The following is a 24,882-nucleotide window of genomic DNA, read 5'->3' on the forward strand; positions in this document are numbered from 1 at the left end:
AAAGAATGAGTCAATCTAAACCGCGATTAGGCTATGTCTTTTATATCTCAGTTATTATCGTTACTATTTTTGTAGCCTGGGGATTTATCCGCCCCAGTCATTTGGCGGAAACGGCCGGTAACGCCCTTGCTTTTGTGACACGGACCTTTGGCTGGTTTTATTTGTTTGCCACCTTTATCTTTCTTGTCTTTGCCCTATACCTGGCTTTTGGACCGTACGGACGAATAAAGTTAGGCAAAAAGGATGAAGATCCGGAATATAACTATTGGACATGGTTAGGCATGCTGTTCTCAGCCGGGATGGGTATCGGCCTGGTCTTTTGGGGTGTAGCTGAACCAATGTATCATTATATGTCCCCTCCGGAAGGGATTGAGGGTGAAAGCATAGAAGCGGCTAAGGCCGCCATGCGTTATTCTTTCTTCCATTGGGGATTACACCCGTGGGCCATCTATACCATTGTGGCTCTGGCCTTGGCCTATGCCCAGTTCAGAAAAGGGGAATCTGGTTTAATCAGTTCCACCTTCCGTCCTCTTATCGGTGACCGGGTGGACGGCCCCCTTGGCAAAGGGATCGACACTTTGGCGGCCATCGCCACTGCGTTTGGGGTAGCTACTTCACTCGGTTTGGGAACATTGCAGATCAACGGTGGTTTAAGCCATGTTTTTGGACTGCCCAACAACACGACCGTGCATTTATTAATCATTTTGGTGGTCACCGTTTTATATATGATTTCCGCCTCTACTGGCCTGAACCGGGGAATCAAATATTTAAGTAATGTGAACATTTCTCTGGCCGCATTATTACTTTTGTTTGTCTTGCTTGTCGGCCCCAGTATCTTTATTTTGGAAACGTTCACGACCACAACCGGAAACTATCTGGGCAGCATCATTCCCATGAGTTTCAGACTGACTCCCTTTACTCAGGGGGAATGGGTTGGTGCCTGGACGCTTTTTTACTGGGCCTGGTGGATCGCCTGGGCACCTTTTGTCGGTACCTTTATCGCCCGTGTTTCGCGGGGACGGACCATTAAAGAATTTGTATCGGGGGTGCTCTTGGTGCCAACGCTAATCGGAGCGCTATGGTTTGCCACTTTTGGGGGATCCGCCCTTCATTTGGAAATGTTTGAAGGGGTGAGCATCACACAAGCCGTCTCCCAAAGTGTAGAAGGCGCCCTGTTTTTTACCTTGGAACAGTTCCCTCTGGGATTATGGCTCAGTATCTTGGCCACTTTGCTGATTATTACTTTCTTTGTCACATCAGCTGATTCTGCTACTTTCGTCTTGGGCATGCTCACCTCAAAGGGAGCACTTAACCCCAAAGTTTCAACCAAGCTCATTTGGGGAATCTTGCAGTCTGGCATTGCCGCTGTCCTGTTACTCAGCGGCGGCTTAAATGGTTTGCAAACCGCATCAATTGTGGCTGCCTTGCCTTTTGCCGTTATCATGCTGTTCATGGTTCTCTCCCTGAACAAGGCTCTGAAGGCCGAATTGCGTGAAGAACGACGTCGCGAAAAAATGCGTATTCGCAAGTTAGAACAGCTGATCGAGGAAGAACTGGGTATAGGTCCCACCGATATAGACACCTATAAAAAAGACAAATAAAATCTATAAATCAGGGATCCCGCCCAAAGGGGATCCCTTTTTTGAACGGTGTAACCGGATTAGATTTAATCCTCATCTGTCTTTTATTCTCTTTCGCAGGTGTCATCATCTCGAGACTCCCGCGACTGTTGCTCCGTTTCCTCCTCGCTTCTGTCCGGTGTGTAGAAATATTCATTTACTTCCCAGGACTCCACAATGTGCCAGGCCCGGTGAGGCGGATAGCCGCGGCCCACCAAATAAGCGATGGCTGCCACTTCCCGCATGGCATGGGCCACTGATGTGACTTTCGCCTCCTTTAACCCGTATTGAACCAATGGTTCCACTGTACTTAGAACATGATGTTTCATATCATATGGATCATATGGAGCCGGCAATACTTCTGGTGGATGCATCACTCCATCTGGAGGCATATACCCCGGATAAAAGGCGGGATACAAATAAGGACTGGGGACTTGGGGAAAATGATGTAAAACATGCTCATGATATGGATTTTGATACAGATCGTTCACATCTGCACTTCCTTTCCTCATTTAAAATGACACTGTCATTCTATGCATCAACCCACGTTCAAGGTTCCAATTTCTCTTTCCTTTCATTCCCCTCTGGGCAAGATATGATAAAATAAGATAAACAAAGCATGGAAACAAATCAGACAGGAGGATGCAACCATGACCAAAACACTTCCCCCTGGTCAAATGGAAACAAAGAAGTGGCCGATCCTGCATGAAGGAGACGTATATCAATTTAATGAAGAGACATGGCGCTTCAAATTATTTGGTGAGATAAGAGAAGACGTGATCCTTACCTTTAAAGATGTGATGGATCTGCCCAAAGTGATCACCACTGTTGACATGCATTGTGTCACCACTTGGTCCAAATTCGACACCACCTTTGAGGGGATTCCCTTCCGTGAATTTGTGAAGTTAGCCGACTTGAAGCCCCATGTGCGCTATGTGCGTATTTATGGATACTTAAATGGTGATCCTCTCGGTTATTCGGCCAATCTGCCCCTTGAAGCCTTGCAAGGAGATGATGCCCTGTTTGTTTACCGTTGGAAAGATGCAAAAAATGATTGGCAAGACATTTCTCCCAAGCATGGCTATCCTTTACGCTTTATTCCACCCGCCCAGTTTTATCTGTGGAAAGGCTCCAAGTGGGCTACGGGCATTGAGTTTATGACAGAGAACAAGCCTGGTTACTGGGAAATCAGAGGGTACCACATGAACGGCAATCCATTTAAAGAGGAGCGTTTTGCTGATCCTGCCAGCCTGCCTAGCGGTTATGGCGGAGCCAATGAATGGCAAGATCAATAAGTAGGGGGATTTCGCACGGTGGACATCCTGACGGTCACCCTTTTGGAACGCATCGGCATGCTGCTGATCGCCGCTTTTATTATTACTCGCATGCCTTCCATTAAGTATCTCCTGGAACGGGAGCTAAATTGGAAAACAGCTGCTACCTACTCCCTCTTTTTCGGTTTGTTCGGCATCGGAGGCGTCTTGGCCGGGGTCTCCATTTATGACGGACAGATTATTCGTCCCTTGTGGTTACCCACGTTTGATCAACATGTGGCCTTGGCTCACTCAGGAACTGTGGGCGTCGTGATGGCCGGTTTGCTGGGTGGCCCGGTTGTCGGTCTGGGAGCAGGGGCTCTGACCGGCTTATTCCTCCTCTTGATGGGAGGAATAAGCGGTCAAGCCTACGCCATTGCTGCCCCTTTTGTTGGTTTGTTGGCCGGAGGGGCCGCCCGCTTTTTCTCTGAAGAGCGGATCATCTCCCCGGCCAAGTCACTTTTTATCGGGATGTTCGCTATCATTTTAACCATGTGTTTTATTTTGGCGTTTACCACACCCAGTGATCAGGCCATCAGCCTCGTCAATCAAATCGGGATCCCTATGGTTATTGTCAACAGCTTGGCCATCGCTGTTTTCACCATCATGATACGTGCTGTCTTAAACGAGAAAGAGCAGGCCCAGGCCATAGAAACGGAACGGGCATTAAAAATTGCTGACAAAGTGCTGCCTTATTTGAAACGGGGACTGAACTATGAAACGGCGCACACCACAGCACATCTGTTGATGAATGAACTGGAGCCTGCAGCCGTTGCCGTGGCTAACGATCACAAAATATTGGCCCATATCGGGCTCGGTGCTGATCATCATACCCCCAATTCTCCTTTGAGCACGGCTGGGGACAAAATGGCTTTATATAACGGCCATGTCCAGGTGATTTCGAACCAGGCTGAGATCAATTGCACGCACCCGCGCTGTCCTTTGAAAGCTGCCATTTTAATCCCCTTTCATCAATCAGGAAAGATGGCCGGCTTAATCAAGTTGTACTACAAACGCCCCCAACAGATCCGTGCCGTGGATATTGTCCTTGCCCAGGGACTGGGAAGATTGATTTCCAATCAATTGCATCTAGCCGAAGCAGAACGAATGAAAGAGTTGATCAGGGATGCTGAACTGAGACAGTTGCAGGCCCAAATTAACCCCCATTTTTTGTTTAACACACTGAACACCATTGTTTCTCTCATCCGTATCAACCCAGCTCAAGCTAGAACAGTCACACGGCAGTTGGCCCAATATATGCGCATCAATTTAAACATCTTATCCCAGTCCCTCATTCCTATTGAGCAGGAACTGGAGCACTTGCAAACTTATCTGGACATCATCCTTGTCCGTTTTTCCGATCAACTGCAAATTGAAGTCAATACTGATCCGAACTTGTCCCATGTCTATCTGCCCCCCTCCACCTTGCAACCCCTAGTTGAAAACAGTATTCGACACGGATTGAAGAATAAAAGGACTGGGGGAAAGATCATGATCCAAATTAAAGAGCAACAGGATCATGTCTATGTCTGTGTTGAAGATAATGGGACTGGTATTCCCCATGATGTGATTGACCGTTTGGGAAAGGTGCCCATGTCCACCGGTACGGGCAACGGGATCGGTATTTATAATGTCAACCAGCGGCTGATCACCTTGCTGGGTGAGGGGTCTGCTCTCTGTATTCGCAATAAACCGGATGAAGGATGCCAAATCTCGTTTGCCATTCCCCATAGCATTGAAAAGACTGCAGACCCAAAACTGGTCAGGACTGGAGGTGTAAAGCATGTCCATTAAGGTGATGATCGCCGAAGATGAGAAGCTTGCCCGGGAAGAGCTGGAGTATTTGCTCAGCTCATACAATGATCTAGAGCTTATACCGAGCGTGACCAATGGCAAAGATTTGCTTGAAAAATATGAAGAGTACTGCCCAGACGTGATATTTCTAGATATTCAAATGCCTGAATTAGAAGGTATGTTTGTCGCCAAACAACTGCGGGCCCGTGAACATCCTCCGCTTATTGTCTTTACCACAGCATATGAACATTATGCTGTTGAAGCTTTCCGCCTGAAGGCAATCGATTATTTGCTGAAACCCTATAGTGAACAACGCTTGGAAGAGGCCATCAATCGCATCCGGACCGAAATTAAGCGCTTGAGGGAACAAGCAAAAAAGGAAGCCACAGCGCCAGAAACCAAAACCTCTCCATCTAGAGAGATCCAGCGGATAGGCAAGCTGTTAATTGATGATGGTGAGCGCTTATCGGTGGTGGATCCCGCCTCCATCCTGTATGTGGTCCGGGAAGACCGCTTGTTAAAAATTCATACGGCCACCAAAATATACACCTCTAAACTGACATTGCAGGAACTTGAGGAAAAATTAGCTCCCTACAACTTTTTCCGGCCCCACCGCAGTTATCTGGTCAATCTTAACTTTGTGGAAGAAATTACACCCTGGTTTAACGGGGCCTACAACCTGACCCTGCAGCACCGCCAGAAAACCAAAATTCCGGTTAGTCGCACTGCAGCAAAAGAGCTGTTACAACGCTTGCAGATGTAATATTGGCCTGCCTTAGCCCAACCGTTTCCATTCGGAAACGGTTTTTTGCATTTCAGGCGACTAGCCAAACATTTCAGACCACAACCTCCACGTTATTCGAAAATTCCCAATAAAATAAGAACAACAACATCGGAAAACGCTTTCATTGTACACCTTTTTACGGAGGGAGGACCATGATCTATCTGTTTTTGATGATTACCGCCACCTGCTTGTTCCTTACCTTTAAATTAAAAAAACCATTGCTCTTAACTGTTCCATTTTTGACGATCTTCATCTATGTTACGGTTCAAATTGCCATGGTACCACTAGGCTTTTTTGAAACGCTGAAATTTATCATGAGTTTGCGTTAATCATTCATTGTAGGGAGGTGCTGTATGTGAGAAAAATGGATAAAGCCGTAGCCGATGCCTATTTCCGTAAAAGAACCCGGCATATTCTCATCTATTTGGCCATCTGGTTTATCGTCTCCTTCGGCGTCGTGCTGTTTGCTGAACATTTGACTCACTTTACGTTTAACGGTATGCCCTTTCATTACTTTATGGGAGCACAGGGGTCCATCCTGGTGTTTATTCTCTTGCTCTTTGTCAATGCCATTGTCAGCGACAAGGTGGACAAGGATTTTGGCATTGATGAAACAGAAAACAAACGCATTAGTGCTGGCAAAACATTAGATCATTAATTGAACCGCCAAAAGGGGGGAATGTTTCATATGGACGCGCAATTTTGGGTCTCGCTTGCTCTTATTTTAGCTTCATTTGCCCTGTATATCGGTATTGCTGTTTACAACCGTTCACGCCAAACATCTGACTTTTATGTCGCCAATCGCGGGGTACCACCTGTATGGAACGGGATGGCTATTGCTGGGGACTGGATGAGCGCCGCTTCGTTTATCGGCATGGCCGGTACGGTGATGATCCTGGGTTACGACGGTTTGGCTTATATCATGGGCTGGACCGGAGGATATTTGCTGCTGACTTTCCTTCTGGCTCCCCAATTGCGTAAGTACGGTCGTTACACGGTGCCCGAATTTATTGGTGATCGCTTTGACAGTCATACGGCACGTATTATTGCTGCTGTGGGCACGATGATTATCAGTTTTGTTTATATCATTGGGCAACTGTCCGGGGCCGGAGTGGTCATCGGCCGTCTGTTCGAGATTAACACCGCCATCGGCACCATCATCGGGGTGATCGTCATCACGATTTACGCCACTTTTGGCGGAATGAAAGGCATTACCTGGACCCAGGTGGCCCAATACATCGTGCTTATTGTTGCTTACCTGATCCCGATTATTTTTATTTCACTGCAAATGACTGGCAACCCTTTGCCCTGGATGACTTACGGTGAGATTGTCTCCAAATTGGGCGAATTGGACCGGGAGCTGGGTTTGAGTGAATACTTTGCTCCCTTCAAGGAAACAAACAAAATGCAATTTGTTGCTCTTTTGTTCTGTTTGATGGCCGGAACAGCCGCCCTTCCCCACGTCATTGTTCGGTTCTATACGGTTTCAACCATGAAAGCCGCCCGGTGGAGCGGGGCTTGGGCTTTGGTGTTTATCGGTTTGTTGTACTTGTCCGCGCCGGCTTACGCTGCCTTTTCTCGCTTTATCCTGATGACACAAGTTGCCGGACGGCCGATCGATGATTTGCCGGCTTGGACCCAGTCCTGGATTGACACTGGCCTCTTGCAACTGATTGATACAAACGGAGACGGGATTTTGTACTGGGAAGAAATTGTGATTAGCAATGACATGGTGGTGATGGCCACACCTGAAATTGCCAATTTGGGTGTCTTCGTCATCGGTCTGGTCGCCGCAGGGGCCATGGCAGCTGCCCTGTCGACAGCTGGAGGACTGTTGATTGCCATTTCTTCCTCCTTTGCCCATGATATTTATTATCGCTTAATTAACCCGCAAGCCAGTGACAAAAAGCGCTTGTTTGTAGCACGCTTGTCTATCGCCATTGCCACCATTGTGGCTGGTTTGGTTGCTCTTGACCCACCGGGAGTCATCACCCAAATTGTGGCTTGGGCCTTCTCCCTGGCGGCAGGGACGTTCTTCCCCGTACTGCTCCTGGGCGTATGGTGGAAACGGGCCAATGCTAAAGGGGCGATCGCCGGCATGCTCTCCGGATTGATTATCACCTTGAGTTATATCATCGCCGCTCGTTATTTCGGGTTTAGCCTGTTTGGTGTCATTGACACGGGGGCAGGGATTTTCGGTGTCCCGGTTAACTTGCTGGTCACCTACTTCGTCTCTAAAATGACAGCCGAACCGTCCAAGAAGATTCAGGAAGAGGTTATGGATTTACGTTATCCTGAGCAAATGACCTATAAAGATGGTGAAGTGTGGATCCATGACAGCGCCAAATAACCAACATCACACCCTTGCGGCCGCCCATGTTCGTCACCACCCCCTGTTCAAGGGGGTGGATGACGCTGCTTTTGAACAATTATACAGCCGCTGCCAGCTATTATCCTTTGAGACACATGAGATCATCCTTCATTCCAAGACCGAGCGGGAAAGCTTACTCTTGATTTTAAACGGCACAGTTGAGGTCTTCGTCCAAGGGGCTGCTGTAGGGAAAGAGGAAGTTTTGGAAATTTTGCAGACCGGAGATCTGATCGGCCTTTCCTCCATTGCTGATTTTCTTGGTGAGCCGGTCCATATCCAAACTCAGCACAATGTGGGAGTACGGAGCATTGAGCCCACCCAATGTTTGGACATTCCTTTTGATGTTCTGGAGCAGTGTTGGGAAGATGAAGAGATTCGCAATTACATGTTACGGCAGCTGGCCGTGCGCTTAAAAGATGTGTACGCCTCCCTGGCTGAACAAGTGTATTTGGCTCAGCGCTGGGGAGAAAGCGAACCCTTTGTCAGAAGAGTACATGACCTGATGTCCTCTCCCGTGATTTGCGCCCAATCGAGTGATACCATTCAACATGTGGCCCGGAAAATGATCGACAACAACGTCAGTTCGGTCGTTGTTTTGGAAGAGACACGTCTGGCAGGAATTATCACCGAAAGTGATCTGGTGAGGCAAATGGGCACGGAGATAGGTAACACACAGACACAGCCATCAGCCAGATCATGGATGACCCCCAACCCTGTCACTGTAAACAGTGATGACTACTACTACGAAGCACTGGCCTTGTTTTTAACCGAAAACATTAAACATCTTCCTGTGATCAAAGATGGCCAGGTTGTGGGCATGCTCACCTTGTCCGATCTGATGCGCAAGAAAAACCGCGGCTTATTTGATTCCATACAAACGATTGAAAAAGCGGATATTGCCCATCTTGGTCGCATTAAAGAGGCTATTTACTCCGTGTTTGCCAACTTACTACGAGATGACTTGCCGGTTACCCATATTCTGGAGGTTCTGACCACCTTATATGACCGGCTTGTCCAACATTGCCTCCAACTAGCAAGTGAAACATTAAAACAAAAAGGCTTAGGAGGGCCCCCTGTCCCCTATTGTTGGCTGCACATGGGCAGTTCGGGGCGAGCCGAACAGTTTATGTTGACGGACCAGGATCATTTTCTGGTCTATGCTTCCGTTGATCATCTCGATGAAAACGACCGCCATCAAGCCGCCAACTATTTTTCCCACTTGGCAGAAACCGTTGTCGATTATTTGCAACGGGCTGGCTTTGCCAAATGCAAAGGAAATATGATGGCTACCAACCCTGATTGGAGAGGTCCCCTTTCATACTGGCAACAAACCTTGCGCCAATGGGCATTGCGAGCAACTAACAACACCTTAATGCAGGCCCATAACTTCCTAGCATTCCGTATGGTACAAGGAGATCAACACCTTTATGAACAATTTTTGCAGTTAATCAAAGAGGAGTTAAAACCTTCTAGCATTTTTCTCTACCGTATGGCGGTATTGGAAAAAGAACACTCTGTACCCACCTTGGATCATCCTCTCCGTTCTCTGTTACGTCTGGGCAAAAAAGAGATTGATTTAAAAAAAGAAGCTTTATTTCCTTTCCATCATGCTTTGCAAATTTTGGCCCTTCATCATGGCCTGTATGAAGGAACACCGTTAGACAAGATGGAACATCTGGTTGGCAAAAAAGTCTTCACCCCTTCTTTTAAAGAGGAATTGCTTTATGCTTATACCGGAGTGATGAAGATCCGCATGGAGCATGCCTGGCACCAGTTTAACCAAAAGCAACCGGTTAGTTCCAGACTTCCTGTGAGCCAACTAAACTATCGGGAAAAAGAAGACTTACGCCGCGCGTTAAAAACAATTCGTTCCTTACAACAACAAATGTTTATCCATTTCGGGATGTGAGCATATGTTTTGGAAGCGAAAAAAATTACCCTTCAACTTCATACAGCCCATTCCCCTGTCCACTCCTATTGACCAGCTTTCCTTTGTTGTTCTGGATACGGAAACGACCGGGTTGGACGTTCACCGTCACGATCGCTTGATTGAACTGGGAGCCGTCTTGGTGAAGCACAATCAGGTGACGGATCGTGTGTTCCACCGCTTTGTCAATCCTGAGCGGGAGATTCCACCCACTGTGCAGCAGCTGACGGGAATTAAGCCCGAAGTGGTGCAAGGTGCTCTCCGTTCCATCGAGGCCATTGAACAGTTTTTCCGTTTCCTTGAACAGTACGGAGGTGCAGGCTGGGTGGGGTTTCACCTTCGTTTTGATTTGACGGTGCTGAGGCATGAACTGAAACGGCATCACTGTACGTTTGAAACCCCGCAAGCCATTGATTTGCTACACCTTATCCGTTTATTACACCCCACAGCCGTCAAACAATCGCTGGAAGATTATGCCCGGGATTGGCAGGTTCCTCTCTTTGCGCGGCACACCGCTGTGGGAGATGCCTTGACCAGCGCCCACCTTTTTACCCGGCTGATGCAACAATTACCCCAGCGCGGCATTCAAACCTGGGGTGACTTAATCCGAGCTGTTGAACGGGGGCAGGAACAGTTTGCTTTATAAAACTGTTCATACAGTCGGTTTTGAATCATACACTGAATTAAGACAAAATAGTCAAGCTTGCCAAGCTGCTTCCAGGGAGAGGAACAAGGAGAATGGAAATTGTAAGAACATACACTATGCTAACAATCGGTGGCCTGCTGCAGGGGATTGCCATGGCCATTTTTTTGTTCCCCCACGCCATTCCCTCCGGTGGAGCAGCAGCCATTGCCGTTCTAATGCAATACTTGCTGCACATTCCGTTTGAATTTACCCTCTGGCTGGTCAATTTTTCTTTACTGTCTGTGGCAATCAAATGGCTGGGCTATACCAGTGCTATTCGTACCATGTATGCGGTCTCTGTTGCTTCAATCACCATTAATCTGTCCTATGCCTATCTCCATTGGGCTAATGGCTATGTTTGGCTGGACTTGCTGTGGGGAAGCATGATCTTTGGTTTGGGTGTCGGCCTGTTACTACGTCAGCGGGCTTCCAACGGCGGCATGGTGATTTTGGCCCTGATTATTTCAGTTTATAAGGGCTATCCGCCTGGCAAGGTCATGTTTTGGATCAACTCTACCATATTTTTGATTACCGCTGTGGTCATTGAATGGAAGATCATTGTTTTAGCTCTCCTGTGCCAATGGCTGTCCACCCGTATCATCGACTTCATTTACAAAGCCGATATGATCAGGCGCTTAATGGCCTTTCTCACCGTTCTCGCCTGGCGAAGGCGATAGGCAAGTGGTCTGATTCAACTGACCTCTCCTAATTATTTTTCCTCCCACAAGGGACAATATATATTCCCCTTCTGTTCTGCATATCTTCAAACAGAGGAGGGGGAAGCATGATGAAAAAGCTCATCTTGTTCGTGTTGCTCAGCACATGTCTAATGGTCAATTTGACGGGCTGTACAAGGGAAACTGACGTAGAAGCATACCCGAACAAACCCATTCAATTGATTGTCTCCTATTCTGCCGGGGCAGCCACGGATACACAAGCCCGGATTGTAGCCAAATATGCCAGCCAGTATCTGGGTCAAGAGCTGGTGATTGTCAACCGACCGGGCGGTGGTGGCCAAGTAGGATGGAACTATTTTGCATCTGTGGAGCCGGATGGATATATACTGACTGCCTATAATTTGCCCCATATCATTACGCAACCCATGATTGGCGAAACATCTTTCCAGCTGGACACGTTTGAGCCTATTGTGAACTGGGGGTGGGACCCAACTGTTTTTGCCGTCAGACATGACAGCCCTTACCAAACATTAGATGCTTTGCTTGAAGCTGTCCGCCAATCTCCCGGCACGATCACGATCGGACATGCGGGAAAGTTTGTCGGTCAACACCTGGCTATTTTATTACTGGAGCAGGAGGCAGCGATCCATTTTGAAGATGTAGCCTATAACGGAGCAGCCGATGCCTTGGCAGCTTTATTGGGCGGTCATATACAAGTCGTGGCTGGCAATTTGTCCGATATGTACCGTCAGGGTGATGAGGTGCGCATTCTGGCCATTGCCACGGAAGAACGTCACCCGTACGCCCCAGATGTGCCCACCTTTACTGAACTAGGGTATCCAAGTGTAAAAATGAGCACGGACCGGGGGATCGCAGCCAAAGCAGGCACACCTGCTGAGGTGATTAACAGACTGGAAGAGAGTTTCCTGCAACTGCTCCATGATGAAGATTTCCAAGAAGAAATGGCCCAGGCGGGGGCCGACTTGCTGATTATGAACCGTAACGACCTTCTGCAAGAGTTTAAACAGCGCCAAGCGTTATATACAGATCTGTTGGAAGGCATCACCACCCGCTAAACACGCCTGCAGGCAGCGGTACACGAATGAAAGCGCCAAAAACCAGATAAAGAACAAGAGTAAACGAGGCAGAGACAACCATAATCCTTAGAGAGTTGGCCTTTCTATTTTTATTTTTGCGCAGATAAACAAACAGCGGGACAGAGACCATTAACAACAGCACTTGCATATAAAAGCCCAGCACTGGGGTTAAGAGGCACACCAAGCTAATAAACATTGTAAATATGACAAAAGTCAACTGATGCTGCCTGCGTGGTTTTTGCCCTACCAGTTCTGTTTGACCAGTTGTTTCCCTCATGCTTTTTGCACACTCACATCCCGCCAAAATGAATAACGCCAAAAGTGTCATCATAGGCAATAGGGACAATTCTTTGGGCAAACGGATCACATACAAGAGACTAACCAGGATCAATATCAGAGCAACAGCCCATCCTATTCCCCTTCCCCGCCGCAAGCTTCTTTTGGCCGTCTCAACCGTCCAGGATACCGGAACAGCCCGGACAGCGTGGGTGACGGGCCTTTTATTTTGCCGTGCTTTCCAGACGGACAAGGCAATGGTCAGTACGATGAGGCTGATCAGAAGGACATTCCACATTCCGCTGACAAAATACAAGAAAGCCGACCCTTCCGCCCTGCCAATTTGCAAGCCTTGTAACAGGCCCACTTCGGCAATAGGGCCCAGAATAAACCCCAAGGCAATAGGGGCTGGAGAAAAGCCATATTTGGCCAGCACATACATGACCAGGCCAATGATGACCATGGCATACACATCAAAGAGGTTGTTTTGCGTGGCATAGGCCCCAATGATGCTGAAGGATAAAATGACTGGCGCCATAAAATAATGGGGAATGCGCACCAATTTACTCACTACGCCTATGGTAAGCAAGCCCAGCGCAAGCAACACCGCTTGGGCCAGAAGCATGCCATACAGGAACGAATAGGCTACCGGCGCGTGTTCCACAAATAAACTTTGTCCAGGCCAAATGCCGTGAATCAGCAAGCCGCCCAAAAAAATAGCCGCTGTGGGAGAGCCGGGAATACCCAAAATAAGCAAGGGAACGAGTGATCCACCCACCATGGCATTATTGGCACTTTCGGCACTGATCAAACCTTCCTTGTGCCCTGTACCAAAGCGCTCACTGTTACGGGAAAAACGCCGGGCTTCGTTATAAGCCACCAGACTGGCCACATTGCCTCCCGCTCCGGGCAAAATGCCCACAAAGGCACCGATGGTACTGCCAATTCCCAGTGCCTTTGGATGGCGCCACACCGCTTTGAAAGATTGCCACACAGAAGACGGCCCCGTTTTCACCTTATCCTTTACTTGTTCCCCATACCTTATCAATCCTTCAATCAGACGTAGTGCTTGGGGAAAAGCAAACAACCCAATGAGCATGGTCACCACATGAATGCCCCCCACAAGTGCATCCATACCAAATGTAAAACGGGGTGTTCCGGTAAACACACTGATCCCGATCAAGGATAGCAAAATCCCAATCCCTCCGCCGATTAATCCCTTGCTCAGGGAGCCTGGAGAGATGGCTGCAATCACCGTAATACCAAACACGGCTAGCCAAAAACTTTGTGTCGGCCCAAACTGCAAAGAAAATACAGCCAGTTTAGGTGCAAACAAGAGGAGCAACACCATCCCAAACATCCCGCCAATGGCAGAAGAGATGGTAGCCAGCTCTAAAGCTTGCCTGGCCTTGCCAGCTTTGGCCAGCGGATAACCGTCCAAGGTAGTGGCAATGGAAGCCGGTGCACCTGGAACATTAAACAAAATGGAAGGGATGGCCCCGCCATAGACACTGCCGCAATAAATGCCTCCCAAAAGCAGCAAGCCATAAGCAGGCGGCAGAGAAAACGTAAACGGGATACACAAGGCAACCCCCATTGTCGGGGTTAAACCGGGCAAAGCCCCAACTAATATCCCCAACAAGACACCCAGTCCAAGGATGAGGATAGATTCCACTTCCAGAATGTACAGGAGATACTCCATTGTCACCAATCGCCTCTTTCTGTATCATTCTGGAATAAAGTATTCCGTCATACCGGGAAAGGTGCCTATTCATTGCTCACTTTCTTCCAAGTTAATTTCTTTTCCCCCAACAAATAAAGTCACATATACATCCAAATCGGGCTTGAGTTTGGACATTCCTTTAATATACGGTTTAATGACATCTTTAAAGTCTTCCCTAACCCCTTCGGTTTGGCATTGTCCCAACACATACATTTTCTTCTCATCAACAACAAAGGTCAAATACCCCACTGCTTCATTTTTGTGATTGACCACATTTAAGATGTGGACATCTTCCTTAACCAGCTCCGGTGAAAGGTAAATTTCCATAGCGTTTTTTCTCCTTTCGCCCTTACTCTACAGGCTGCATTTTTTTAAACAATGAGTCCTTGGTTTCCCCAGCGGGATCTGGGGCTGCCACGCGGACCGTAAGTAAAATCAGCAAGGCTGTCAACAAAGTCAAACCAGCTGTTGTCAAAAACATGCCTGTCCGTGACCAGCCCATTAACCATCCGAAAACAGGGGGACCTGAAGCAACCCCCAGAAAGCGGACGGATCCGTACAATGAAGTGACGAATCCCCGTCGGGCCTTACCTACCGCACCGGTAATAAAGCTGTTGAGACAAGGCAAGACCAGTCCCGTGCCCACACTGGAGAGCAGCAAAATCCCGATAAAGGCATACAAATTGGTAAAAAAAACGAGCAAGGCAAAGGATATCGTCATCAAGACAAGTCCGGCCACAATCAAATTTTTCATGAGCTGCTGGTTTTTCTTAATCAAACTTCCGGTGATATACGCCGTGGTTAGCATAACTAAAAGCGGAATGGCCAATACGCCTCCTTTTAACACCCCATTAACCTGATACGTCTTTTCCAATACATCGGATAAGTAAAAGAGAATACCGAACAAAGTAAACAAACAGACAGCCCCGGCCAGGTAGGCACTGAGCAGCCAGCGTCCCTCATGTTTAAAGATGGTGAGCAATCCTTTCAGATACTGACCGAAGGGAAGGGCCGCAGCCTTTTTGGCCTGTTCTTGCACAAAAATCCAGGTTAAGACCAGGGAGATTAAGCCGAATGCAGGATAGGCAAAAAAAACGGCATACCAGAAGATAAGCGCCAACGACGCGCCCAGGATGGGGGAAATAACTTTTCCAAAAGCATTGGAAGCCTCAACTAAACCCAATACTTTGCTTTCCTGCCCTCCTTTAAACAAATCCCCTGTCAAGGCCATAGCAATCGGCGTGGTTCCTGCTGCGCCAATGCCCTGCATAATCCGTCCGGCCAAAATCCAGGTGTAAGCTTGCTCCGAAAACAACACTGGGGCCATTCCAGCCACAACGCCTCCCAAGGCATACAAAATTAAAGCAGGAATAATGACTGCTTTGCGCGAAAAATAATCAGACAAATATCCAAAAAAGGGGATGAAGATGGCTCCCGCTACGGAAAATACCGTAATGGTCAGGCTCACTTCAAATTGGGTGAGATCTAATGCTGAACGCATCTGTGGTAAAATAGGTATTAACATGGAATTGCCAAGGGTCATGATCATTGGAATGGATGCAATGGCCAAGGTGGTCCATCCAGTCGGTTTTTGCTTAGCCAAAAGAGGATGCTCCTCCCTGTATCATTGTTAGACCTCCATATTTTTCGCTAAGACCATGATCCCTATTCGTCAGGTGGGGATTGTTCACTTGAAGGGGGTTATGCGGTGTGATTGAACAGAAAAAACGGTGGCAAATAGGCTTAACCTTATTTTTCTTTTTCTATTTTATCTCCCTGCCCATGTTAACCTCCCTGGCCCCGACCGTGATGAACATCACGGTTGTGGGACCACTGACCCTGGCCTGGCTCTTGGCTTTATCCCAATTTATTATGATTGGGAGCGTGGCTGTTGTGTATTACTGCCTGATGAAACGTTTGGAAAGAGAAGTGGATCGCCCATGACGCTAAGTACCTTTGTCTTTTTCCTGGCCATTATTGTTGGCACACTGCTCATTACCTATTGGGCTGCCAGGCAGACATCGTCCACCCATGACTATTACGCAGCAGGCGGTCAGTTAACCGGGGTGCAAAACGGGCTGGCTATCGCCGGTGATTATATCAGTGCCGCCTCCTTTCTGGGCATCTCAGGTGCCATTGCTTTATACGGCTTTGACGGATTTTTTTATTCCCTTGGTTTTTTAGTTTCTTACCTTGTCTTGCTCATCTTAATCGCAGAACCGATCCGTCATCTGGGGAAATTTACATTGGGAGACGTGATTGCTGCCCGGTTTCCAGAGCCGTCTTTACGGGCCTTAACAGCCATGAACACCTTATTTATCTCCATCCTGTACATGGTGGCCCAACTGGTGGCGGCTGGTGCCCTCCTGCAACTGCTCCTGGGCCTCGAATACACTTCTGCTGTGATTATTGTGGGCGTGCTGATGACCATCTACGTGGTCTTCGGCGGTATGATGGCCACCTCTTGGGTGCAAATTGTAAAAACTGTTTTGCTTGTTACCGGAACTTTGATGTTCTGTCTTATTATTTTGTCCCGCTTTGAGTGGGACATGCTGAGGATGTTCATCCTGGTGACAGAGGCCACCCCGCTGGGAGAGCAATTTCTGCACCCGGGGAATATGTTTACCGATCCCATTGACATGCTCTCCTTAAATCTCGCTTTAATCTTCGGTACCGCTGGCTTGCCTCATATTTTGATCCGCTGTTTAACTGTTAAAGACGCCCCTGCTGTGCGCCAATCTGTCATTTCAGCCACGTTGGTGATGGGCTGCTTTTATTTGATGACCATTGTACTGGGATTGGGTGCTGTCCTGGTGGTTGGCTATGAACAACTGGTCAGCATTGATCCTTCGGGCAATATGGCCGCACCCTTGTTGGCCTATGCCTTAGGCGGCGATTTCCTGATGGCCTTTATTGCGGCCATTGCCTTTGCCACCATCCTGGCTGTGGTGTGCGGCGTGGTCATTGCTGCTTCAACGGCGTTTGCCCATGATTTTTACCGGCATGTCTTGTGCAAGGGGTATGCAACCGAACAAACACAAATGTGGGTGGCCAAATGTGCCGCCATCGGCGTGGCCACCCTCTCTATTGTGCTATCAATTGGCTTGCAAAGTCTAAATGTGGCTGTTATCGTCTCACTCATTTTTTGCATCGCTGCTTCGGTTAACTTTCCCGTGTTGCTGCTAACCATTTTTTGGCGTAAATTTACGGTCGTTGGTGCTGTTAGCGCTATTGTTACCGGGCTGATCTCTTCCGTAGGACTGATGCTGTTAAGTCCCAATTTTAGTGACCTCTATGGCGGACTAGGCAGCAGAAGTTTGATGCCCCTGAACAACCCGGGGATTATAACCATCCCGTTAAGCTTTGTTGCTGCCTATATGGGTTCTAAACTGTCACCCCATTTGGCTGATGAGGACCGTTTTGAATCGATCGCTTATCTGGCCCAAACCGGTGTCAAACAGAATCGTTCTTAACCCCATGATTCTCACCGTGTAGGGAAGCCTGATCCTTAAAGTACAGCGAGTCCTTGTTCCGTCCCGGCGCCGACAGGCTTACGAGCTTTAATTTTTCATCCACATAGCCGGTACCCAATAAAACACCTGCTACAATAAAAATAAAGCCAAACAGTTGACTGGCAAAAATGGGCTCGCCTAGAAACAGAAAAGCGCTGATCAAAGCAAAAAAAGGCACCAAATTGTTAAAAATCGCTGCCTGACCAGCCCCGATTTTGTCAATCGCTGCATTAAATAACATGTGGCCCAGACCGGTGGCAATAATGGCCGAGGCAAAAAAGATCAGCCAAATCCACCATGATCCTTGGTTGAAGGTGCTCAAGCCTTGCGGTTCCACCCAGAAGCTTAAGGCCAATAACATCACAGAACCCACTAATAACATGACAGCTGTCATTTCCTTGGCCGAGAGGGTGGCCGTCACTTTTTTGATTAAAATAAAGCTGAACGCCTGGGAGACCATCGCCAGCAAAACCAACAGATCTCCAGTGGCAATCGAGCCCATCCCGCCATTGTTGTGCAACACCACGCAGGCCACCCCAATAAATCCGCAAACAATACCTAACAGCCTCAACAAGGTTAACCGGTCGTGCAGAAAGATCATGGCCAGAACAGATGTGGTCAGGGGAAGCAATCCCAAAATAAGGGCAGCATTGGAGGCGGAAGTTTGGGCCAATCCCACAGCAAGGAGCGCATGATGGACCACAACCCCCAGTACAGTGGCCAGCAAGGTATAACCCCATTCCTTGTGGTTTAACCGACGTAACTCTTTAAGAAAATAGAGCACTATCACTAAGGAAACGCCAGCCACAAAAATGCGCCCAGCCTGCATCGTGACCGGAGCAAAGGTTTCCACCAATAGCTTGAGGCCCACAACATTAAGTCCCCAAATCAGCATCACCACAACTAAAAAAACGTATGTGAACACCCGTGACAGTGTAATCCCTTCTTTCACTTATAGTTTGAGACGATAAGCACCCCGCCAATGATAAAGATGGCACCAATCAATTGCACCAGCGTATAGGTTTCACCAATCAACACGGCAAAGATCCCAGCAAAAACAACAATAAGATGCAAATAATTGGACGCCCGGCTGGGACCGACACGGATGACGCCTTCATTCCAGCAGGTGAAGGCGACCAGTGTCGGGAAAATGGAAATATACACAATCCCCAGCCACATGTCAAAGGTGAGTGATCCCCACTGAAAAGGGGAGCGAAGTGTTTCCCACACATAGAAGGGACTCAAGATCAAAAGTCCAATGACCATCGTCACCATAAAGGTGGCCTGTTTGGGCAAATCAGCACCCCATTTTTTCATTAACACGGAATAGATGGACCAGGACAAAACCGCCGCTAAAACAAATAAATCGCCCATGTTAAACTCCAAGGACACAAGGCGTTCCAACTGCCCACCGGAAATCACCCACACCACGCCAGCAAAAGAGAGCACAACACCAACATATTGCCATGCTGACAGACGGTCCCGCAGAAACAAGACAGACAGCAAGACAATGAGAAGCGGTGCCGTTGAATTAACCAGTGTGGCATTGATCGATGTGGTATACTGCAGGGCGATGTACAACAGGGTATTAAACCCAGCAATGCCTGTCAAAGACAGACAGAACATCAGCAGCCAATGCTGCTGGAACAACCGGTAATGCCGCCTGAGCTCTCGCCAGGCAAACGGCAAGAAAATCATAAAGGCCAGCAGCCAGCGGACCATAGAAAAATGAAAAGGAGGGACGGTCTGTACGATGACCCGTCCCAACACAAAATTGCTGCCCCAAAATAGCGGGGCCAAAACCAGCAGCACATAAGGATGATGTTCCAAATAGGCAACAGATTGGCGGACTACCTGTCTCATCGTGCCTCAGTCCTTGGGAAACACGTCGCTGATCATATCCCATTCATGAATTTCACAATCCCGGGCACCGTGAAGTACGTACGGGTCGTTTTCCGCATAGCTTTTCGCTTCCTCTAATGACGCTGCTTTGTAGATGACCAATCCTCCGGCACCATCGGTAAAGCGGCCCATGGCTATGATTTTACCCTCTTCTCTTAATTTTTGCAGATAAGCCAAATGTTCAGGGCGGTAAGTTTGGCTTTTTTCTTGATCTTTCATCGGCAAAAAGACAGCAAAATATTTCATGGCAGCTTTCACTCCTTATGATAACAGATTATTTTTTCCCTGGATAAATTTATACATGCTGGACATATCTTCTTTGGCATAGCCGCTCTCTTTGGCTTCCCTGAGCAGCTCATTGACCTGCTGGCCAACGGGCAAGGTGAGGCCCTTTTTCTGGGCGAGCTCTTGTACCAGATTAGTGTCCTTTTGGAGAAGCTCCAGGGCAAAACCTGGATCGTAATGATCCTTCTCAATAAATTGGGTATAGTGACGTTCAAAAATGCGGCTTTGGGCATAACTGTTATGTAGGATGTCAAACACCTTTTGCTGATCTAACCCTACCGCTTTAGCCAAGACCAATGCTTCACTGACAGCTTGGGTATGGATGCCCACCACAAGCTGGTTAATCAGTTTGACGGCGGAACCGGAGCCGCTTGGGCCCAAATAATAAATGTGTTGACCCATCACCTCAAGCACAGGCTTTACTTTATTAAAAACCTCTTCTTTGCCACCCACCATAATGCTTAACGTTCCCGCTTCTGCACCCCAAGGTCCCCCGCTAACAGGGGCATCCAAAAAGTCGATCTCTTTCTCTAAAGCTGCCTCATAGATGTTCTGGCTTAGATCCGGAGATACGGTGCTGAAATCAATGGCCACCAATCCTGGATGACCGTTGGCCAGGATACCATCTTCGCCAAAGTACACCTTTTCCACATCAGCCGGCAAAGGCAGGCAAGTCATGATCACATCCACTGTTTGGGCCAGTTCGGCCAGGGAAAGGCCCACCTTGCCTCCTGCCTGGGCAAACAGTTCTTCCTTTCCTTTGCTGCGGTTCAAACCATACACGGTGTCATACACTTTGGCCAAATTTTTGGCCATAGGCAAACCCATATTGCCTAACCCTACATACGCCAGTTTCACGAGCATCCCCCCTTAAAGACAAAGTATCTTGCTGCAATTTCATCTTAAATCTTTCGACAAAGGTTTCGTAAAATCCTTCCTGGACTTACTAGATATGCAGCGCCTTTCTATTGAGCTTAAAAACAGAAATATCGTGCTTTGTTTTTCCTTTTACCGTTATTTCACTTAAGATTTCTCCTACGACACTGCTGAACTTAAATCCGTGACCAGAAAAACCGGCAGCAATCATAACATGATCATGTTCAGGGTGTTGGTCAATAATAAAATGCTCATCAGGTGTTTTCGTATAGATACAGATTTTCCCGTCAATGAGAGCGCCTGATGCATGGGGCATAAATGTTTCCAGAAAACTTCTCAGGTCACTTTCATCACTATCATCAGCACCGAAAGTCCGGTTTATTTGATCGGGGTCAACGCTTTGGCCACCATCATGTCGACCTAGTTTTACGCCTGAACCGTCAATGCTTGGGAAACCATAATAAAGTTTATCGGGAAGTGCAAAGAAAAATGCTGGAAACCTCTTGGAATCATAAAAAGATTCATCCGCCTTAAACCACCCAAAAGCTTTGCGTACCGGTTGCAAAGGTAATTCTAACTCAGGAAGCAATTTTCCTGTCCAGGCTCCAGCAGTAACAATGAGTTTGTCACTATGAAATGTGCCGTTATCCGTCATGACGGTCACACCGTCTTTGTACATTTTTATATCGTGGACAGCGGTATCGCACAATAAGCTGCCCTTGTTTTCCAACGTCAAATCACGATAGGCTTGTATACATTTCTCACTGTACAAAATACCTGAAGTCGTTTCCAAACAACCGACATAGTGCTCCGGAATTTGTATACCGGGCCACCTCTTTTGCACTTCGTTCGCTTTCAAAATTTCCAGGGGCAAGTTGTACGTTTGGGCACTCTCAATCGTTTCCTTGATGAATGGGGAGAATACTTCTCCTATACCTAATACACCTGTATTAATAAACAACTCCTGTTGACTTTCCTGTTCGAGTGCATACCATAGCTCCTGTGCTCTTAATGCCAGGGCGACATATTGTCGTCCTTCACCATATGCGTGACGTATGATTCTTGTACTGCCATGATGACTACCTTGATGATGGGGAGGATTAAAAGAATCAATGAGTAATGTTTTTATACCTTGTTTTGTTAAATAGTAACCAGCAGCTATTCCCATAGATCCTGCCCCAACAATGATGACATCGTATAATTTCACAGTTTGTGCCCTCCCTTACCAAATGAATGTAGCTGTGTCACGCTATGAGCTTCAGGTCTTGATAGACTTGATGCTCTCCAAGATATCAAGACTCTGACATTTTCTATCTCAGCCTCTTTTTCCCGCCTATCCTTATCCTGTATGTGATCTATTTTTCTATTATACCAAATAATCGTACAGTTTCTAAGAGACAGAAGGCAGGATGATGAGGTACTTAACGGCAATTGTTAGCTCTCAATTTTTCTGTTGAGGTACTCTTCCGGTGACCCCACATACTTACCTTTGTTCATGTTGATCATGAAGTAGATCCCCAAGAACCACCAACAGACAATGATTAACCACTCGTAGGGCCACACTAAAGCGGAAGGCATGCCAGGCAAATAGAGCACAATAAACCCGAAGCTCAACACAAGGGCAATCCAGCCAATCACTGTAGAACGGCCGGCTTTAAACGGGCGCTCCATGTCCGGTTCTTTCTTGCGCAAGGCTAGAAAAGCCAGCGCCACCATGAAATAGGCCATAACAATGGCTAATCCGCCCGCATCCACCAGCCAGGCCGGAAGCATACCCGACTTAGCCATAGCATAAATGACGCGGCTCCCCCCAATGATAAACGCATTCCGGCTGGCCATAATGCCGGCTATACCACCCAGGATCATGATTTTGGCAAACAGTTCAGAAGCGAACACTGACCCCATGGCATCAGCAGTGGCCAGCGATGCATTTTCCAAGCTGGCTGGACTTAAGGCCATACCGACCCCGAAAATAATGGCTAAATACCACACAACAGCACACAATACTGCCACAATTAAAATTTTACCAATCGACTTAAAAGGAATATTCATTTCTTCAGCCGCTTGCGGGATCACGTCAAAACCGACAAACATGAACGGGGTCATAATGGCCACGGCCATGATTCCGGCCGCTCCTCCCACAAACAGAGGCTGCAAGTTAGCAACATCCCCGCTGACCGAGGAACCAAAAATGAGCATCAATCCAACCACAGCTAAAATTAAAGTGAGCACCATCTGCACGATGGCTGCCGGCTTAATGCCCATGTAGTTTATTACGGTTACAAAAACAGAGCCGGCCATTCCCACAATGACCCAGGAAAAATAAACATCCCAGCCTGTAATAGCCCACCTGATAATTCGGAAAAAGATACTCCACTACGGTGGGCAAGGCCACTGCTTCAAAGGATGGCCCCCAGGGTTCCCCCGGAAAGGATCCAGGTTCCCGACAGAACCACCCAGCCCTAGCCAATCATGGCCCCAAAGGCCAGAAACAACACATCAGCCCGTGTCAGCACACGGTTAGACTGAGCAGTTTGTTTAGACATACTGCTTCCCCCCTGCAGCCGCGGCAATACTCTCCTCCAGAATCGACAGCCCTTCCTGCAGCTCATGTTCTCCGGGAGCCACCTGACACAGTTTCTCTGCCAAAGCAATATAAGGCTCATACATCATCACATTGAATCCGGTATGGATATACCGGTCCACTTGGGCATGGAGCGCTTCATTCACCTTCGGGTGACAGTGGCCTACATTTAAGGTGCCAATTGCACCGAGGCAAACTTGTACCAGTACAACCGGTCAATCCAGTAAGGATGGCAATTTTTCCAATATTGGCATCATTTTTGCTAGTTAGTGAATAGAAAATTTCCGTCAGGAGGGATAGCATGAACCGTTATACCCAAATAATTAATCCGATTCCGGGTCCTAAAGCAAAAGAATTGTTAGATAAGCGCAACCGCTATGTAGCCAGGGGTGTAAGCAACAGTGCGGTCACCTTTGCAGCCCAGGCCGAAGGGGATTTAATTACCGATGTGGACGGCAACCGGTTTATCAATTTTGCTAAATTTATTAAAAAGTGCCCTTAAGAACTTTCCTTTTTATCTTTCATCTTCTCTTCACCGGATCAATTTCCATTTATAATCAACTGTTCTTCTCTTACTAATATTAGGGGTTAGTAACAGATATGTCTATTTTTATTCGCCATTCCACGTCAATGTATATAAATCAGTTCTCCGATCATCTGACATACTGTAAAAAGAAAACCGAAGCTTTTGTTGTTCTGCAAGATTAATACTAGAAACAATAATGCTCCCATCCTGATCATCAGCTTGGTGTAATAGAGTCCCATCAGGATAGAAAATAGCTGATTTGCCAAAAAAACGAAGACCGCTTGATTCACCCACATGATTACATGTGATGAGGTATGCCGTATTGTCTATTGCTCTGGCCATGGAAAATCTATAATAGGCTTGGTCATAAGGAAGCTCCCATGCACTGGGAGCTAACAACACATTAGCCCCCTTTTGTACAAGCAGCCGAGCTAATTCCGGGAAAGCCAAGTCCCAACAAATCATAAGCCCAAGGTTTCCTATTTCGGTTTTAATGGTGACAAGACGTTGTCCCGGGTCAAAAAAATCTTTCTCTAACGGAGTCAAATGTATTTTTTGATAGGTGGCCAACCTTTCACCGTTGGGACTAATCACATTAAATGAATTATAGATCTGTTTTTTATCCCCTCTGGGATCGTCTCCCCTCTCAACAAATCCATAACCTAAATAAACATGGTGTTTCCTGGATAAATCTGCCATAAAATCATAAGCCGGTCCTTCTGCATTCTCTGCAAGCTCATGTAACCTTGGTGATAAAAAATATCCGGTTACAGCTAATTCGGGAAACAAAATGAAATGGACATGAGGATATTTTTGTTGACAACGACGGACTAAAAGTCGCATCTTGTTTAAATTTGCTTGGATATATCCATTGGTAAACTCAGTTTGAATTGCAGCGATATTGGTTAATACTTGCATTCATCATCACTCT

At 47.4% G+C, this 24,882-nt stretch carries 24 protein-coding genes and 2 pseudogenes; 14 read left to right on the forward strand and 12 right to left on the reverse strand.

Features of this window, described 5'->3' with window-relative positions; all coding sequences use genetic code 11:
- The first annotated feature begins 5 nt into the window (after positions 1-5).
- Entirely contained in the window at positions 6-1,601 is a 1,596-nt protein-coding gene (locus tag J2S00_RS03730) for a glycine betaine uptake BCCT transporter (RefSeq protein ID WP_307335562.1), read from the forward strand.
- Between the two features lie 83 nt (positions 1,602-1,684).
- On the opposite strand, the gene J2S00_RS03735 is transcribed toward J2S00_RS03730, so the two are convergent.
- Positions 1,685-2,110, reverse strand: coding sequence for a hypothetical protein (locus J2S00_RS03735; protein WP_307335566.1), 426 nt, complete (start codon positions 2,108-2,110; stop codon positions 1,685-1,687).
- Positions 2,111-2,269: 159 nt separating this feature from the next.
- Here J2S00_RS03735 and J2S00_RS03740 point away from each other — a divergent pair, with 159 nt between their 5' ends.
- The 10 genes from J2S00_RS03740 (at position 2,270) to J2S00_RS03785 (ending at position 12,246) form a co-directional block, all read left to right on the forward strand.
- Positions 2,270-2,914, forward strand: coding sequence for a molybdopterin-dependent oxidoreductase (locus tag J2S00_RS03740; RefSeq protein ID WP_307335568.1), 645 nt, complete (start codon positions 2,270-2,272; stop codon positions 2,912-2,914).
- Between the two features lie 18 nt (positions 2,915-2,932).
- A complete protein-coding gene (locus tag J2S00_RS03745) occupies positions 2,933-4,726 on the forward strand; it encodes a LytS/YhcK type 5TM receptor domain-containing protein (RefSeq protein ID WP_307335571.1) in 1,794 nt (597 codons plus the stop codon).
- Positions 4,716-5,489: a LytR/AlgR family response regulator transcription factor gene (locus tag J2S00_RS03750; RefSeq protein WP_307335574.1), complete on the forward strand. Its 774-nt coding sequence runs from the start codon at positions 4,716-4,718 to the stop codon at positions 5,487-5,489. Before J2S00_RS03745 ends, J2S00_RS03750 begins: the two co-directional genes overlap by 11 nt.
- A gap of 173 nt (positions 5,490-5,662) precedes the next feature.
- A complete protein-coding gene (locus tag J2S00_RS03755; RefSeq protein WP_307335576.1) occupies positions 5,663-5,839 on the forward strand; it encodes a hypothetical protein in 177 nt (58 codons plus the stop codon).
- 26 nt (positions 5,840-5,865) lie between these two features.
- The gene (locus J2S00_RS03760; protein ID WP_307335579.1) at positions 5,866-6,168 is read left to right on the forward strand and encodes a DUF4212 domain-containing protein; all 303 of its coding nucleotides are present in this window, start codon (positions 5,866-5,868) and stop codon (positions 6,166-6,168) included.
- A gap of 30 nt (positions 6,169-6,198) precedes the next feature.
- Positions 6,199-7,860, forward strand: a complete 1,662-nt coding sequence (locus tag J2S00_RS03765) for a sodium:solute symporter family protein (protein ID WP_307335582.1) — start codon at positions 6,199-6,201, stop codon at positions 7,858-7,860.
- On the forward strand, positions 7,844-9,790 hold the full coding sequence (locus tag J2S00_RS03770) for a DUF294 nucleotidyltransferase-like domain-containing protein (protein WP_307335586.1): 1,947 nt from the start codon (positions 7,844-7,846) through the stop codon (positions 9,788-9,790). Before J2S00_RS03765 ends, J2S00_RS03770 begins: the two co-directional genes overlap by 17 nt.
- A gap of 4 nt (positions 9,791-9,794) precedes the next feature.
- Positions 9,795-10,454 carry a 3'-5' exonuclease gene (locus J2S00_RS03775; protein WP_307335588.1) on the forward strand — a complete coding sequence of 220 codons (660 nt, stop codon included), beginning with the start codon at positions 9,795-9,797 and terminating at the stop codon, positions 10,452-10,454.
- Positions 10,455-10,546: 92 nt separating this feature from the next.
- Entirely contained in the window at positions 10,547-11,170 is a 624-nt protein-coding gene (locus J2S00_RS03780; protein ID WP_307335589.1) for a YitT family protein, read from the forward strand.
- Positions 11,171-11,280: 110 nt separating this feature from the next.
- Positions 11,281-12,246: a tripartite tricarboxylate transporter substrate binding protein gene (locus tag J2S00_RS03785; protein WP_307335626.1), complete on the forward strand. Its 966-nt coding sequence runs from the start codon at positions 11,281-11,283 to the stop codon at positions 12,244-12,246.
- Here J2S00_RS03785 and J2S00_RS03790 read toward each other — a convergent pair.
- The 3 genes from J2S00_RS03790 to J2S00_RS03800 form a co-directional block, all read right to left on the reverse strand.
- Positions 12,233-14,245, reverse strand: coding sequence for a tripartite tricarboxylate transporter permease (locus J2S00_RS03790; RefSeq protein WP_307336036.1), 2,013 nt, complete (start codon positions 14,243-14,245; stop codon positions 12,233-12,235). The two genes, J2S00_RS03785 and J2S00_RS03790, sit on opposite strands and share 14 nt — an antisense overlap.
- A gap of 69 nt (positions 14,246-14,314) precedes the next feature.
- Positions 14,315-14,593, reverse strand: a complete 279-nt coding sequence (locus J2S00_RS03795) for a hypothetical protein (protein WP_307335629.1) — start codon at positions 14,591-14,593, stop codon at positions 14,315-14,317.
- A gap of 22 nt (positions 14,594-14,615) precedes the next feature.
- The gene (locus tag J2S00_RS03800; RefSeq protein ID WP_307336038.1) at positions 14,616-15,815 is read right to left on the reverse strand and encodes an MFS transporter; all 1,200 of its coding nucleotides are present in this window, start codon (positions 15,813-15,815) and stop codon (positions 14,616-14,618) included.
- A gap of 161 nt (positions 15,816-15,976) precedes the next feature.
- Here J2S00_RS03800 and J2S00_RS03805 point away from each other — a divergent pair, with 161 nt between their 5' ends.
- Together J2S00_RS03805 and J2S00_RS03810 are read left to right on the forward strand one after the other, a co-directional pair.
- Positions 15,977-16,210, forward strand: coding sequence for a DUF485 domain-containing protein (locus J2S00_RS03805; RefSeq protein ID WP_307335632.1), 234 nt, complete (start codon positions 15,977-15,979; stop codon positions 16,208-16,210).
- Positions 16,207-17,739: a solute symporter family protein gene (locus tag J2S00_RS03810; protein ID WP_307335635.1), complete on the forward strand. Its 1,533-nt coding sequence runs from the start codon at positions 16,207-16,209 to the stop codon at positions 17,737-17,739. The genes J2S00_RS03805 and J2S00_RS03810 overlap by 4 nt, the downstream gene beginning before the upstream one ends.
- Here the strand turns inward: J2S00_RS03810 and J2S00_RS03815 are convergent.
- The 7 genes and pseudogenes from J2S00_RS03815 to J2S00_RS03845 form a co-directional block, all read right to left on the reverse strand.
- Entirely contained in the window at positions 17,720-18,703 is a 984-nt protein-coding gene (locus J2S00_RS03815) for a DMT family transporter (protein ID WP_307335638.1), read from the reverse strand. The two genes, J2S00_RS03810 and J2S00_RS03815, sit on opposite strands and share 20 nt — an antisense overlap.
- 23 nt (positions 18,704-18,726) lie before the next feature.
- Entirely contained in the window at positions 18,727-19,641 is a 915-nt protein-coding gene (locus tag J2S00_RS03820) for a DMT family transporter (RefSeq protein WP_307335641.1), read from the reverse strand.
- A 6-nt stretch (positions 19,642-19,647) separates the two neighbouring features.
- Positions 19,648-19,926, reverse strand: coding sequence for a YciI family protein (locus J2S00_RS03825; protein ID WP_307335643.1), 279 nt, complete (start codon positions 19,924-19,926; stop codon positions 19,648-19,650).
- Between the two features lie 15 nt (positions 19,927-19,941).
- Positions 19,942-20,829: an NAD(P)-dependent oxidoreductase gene (locus tag J2S00_RS03830; RefSeq protein ID WP_307335646.1), complete on the reverse strand. Its 888-nt coding sequence runs from the start codon at positions 20,827-20,829 to the stop codon at positions 19,942-19,944.
- 82 nt (positions 20,830-20,911) lie between these two features.
- Entirely contained in the window at positions 20,912-22,048 is a 1,137-nt protein-coding gene (gene solA / locus J2S00_RS03835; RefSeq protein WP_307335649.1) for an N-methyl-L-tryptophan oxidase, read from the reverse strand.
- A gap of 227 nt (positions 22,049-22,275) precedes the next feature.
- Positions 22,276-23,387: pseudogene (locus J2S00_RS03840) on the reverse strand (APC family permease).
- A gap of 70 nt (positions 23,388-23,457) precedes the next feature.
- Positions 23,458-23,613 (reverse strand): annotated as a pseudogene (locus tag J2S00_RS03845) (aminotransferase class III-fold pyridoxal phosphate-dependent enzyme); the annotation flags it as partial.
- Between the two features lie 113 nt (positions 23,614-23,726).
- Between J2S00_RS03845 and J2S00_RS03850 the strand changes: the two are divergent.
- Entirely contained in the window at positions 23,727-23,927 is a 201-nt protein-coding gene (locus J2S00_RS03850) for a hypothetical protein (protein ID WP_307335651.1), read from the forward strand.
- A 108-nt stretch (positions 23,928-24,035) separates the two neighbouring features.
- On the opposite strand, the gene J2S00_RS03855 is transcribed toward J2S00_RS03850, so the two are convergent.
- Positions 24,036-24,869, reverse strand: coding sequence for a carbon-nitrogen hydrolase family protein (locus J2S00_RS03855; RefSeq protein ID WP_307335654.1), 834 nt, complete (start codon positions 24,867-24,869; stop codon positions 24,036-24,038).
- Positions 24,870-24,882: the final 13 nt, after the last annotated feature.

The organism is Caldalkalibacillus uzonensis (assembly GCF_030814135.1).
GTDB classification, from domain to species: Bacteria; Bacillota; Bacilli; order Caldalkalibacillales; family Caldalkalibacillaceae; genus Caldalkalibacillus; species Caldalkalibacillus uzonensis.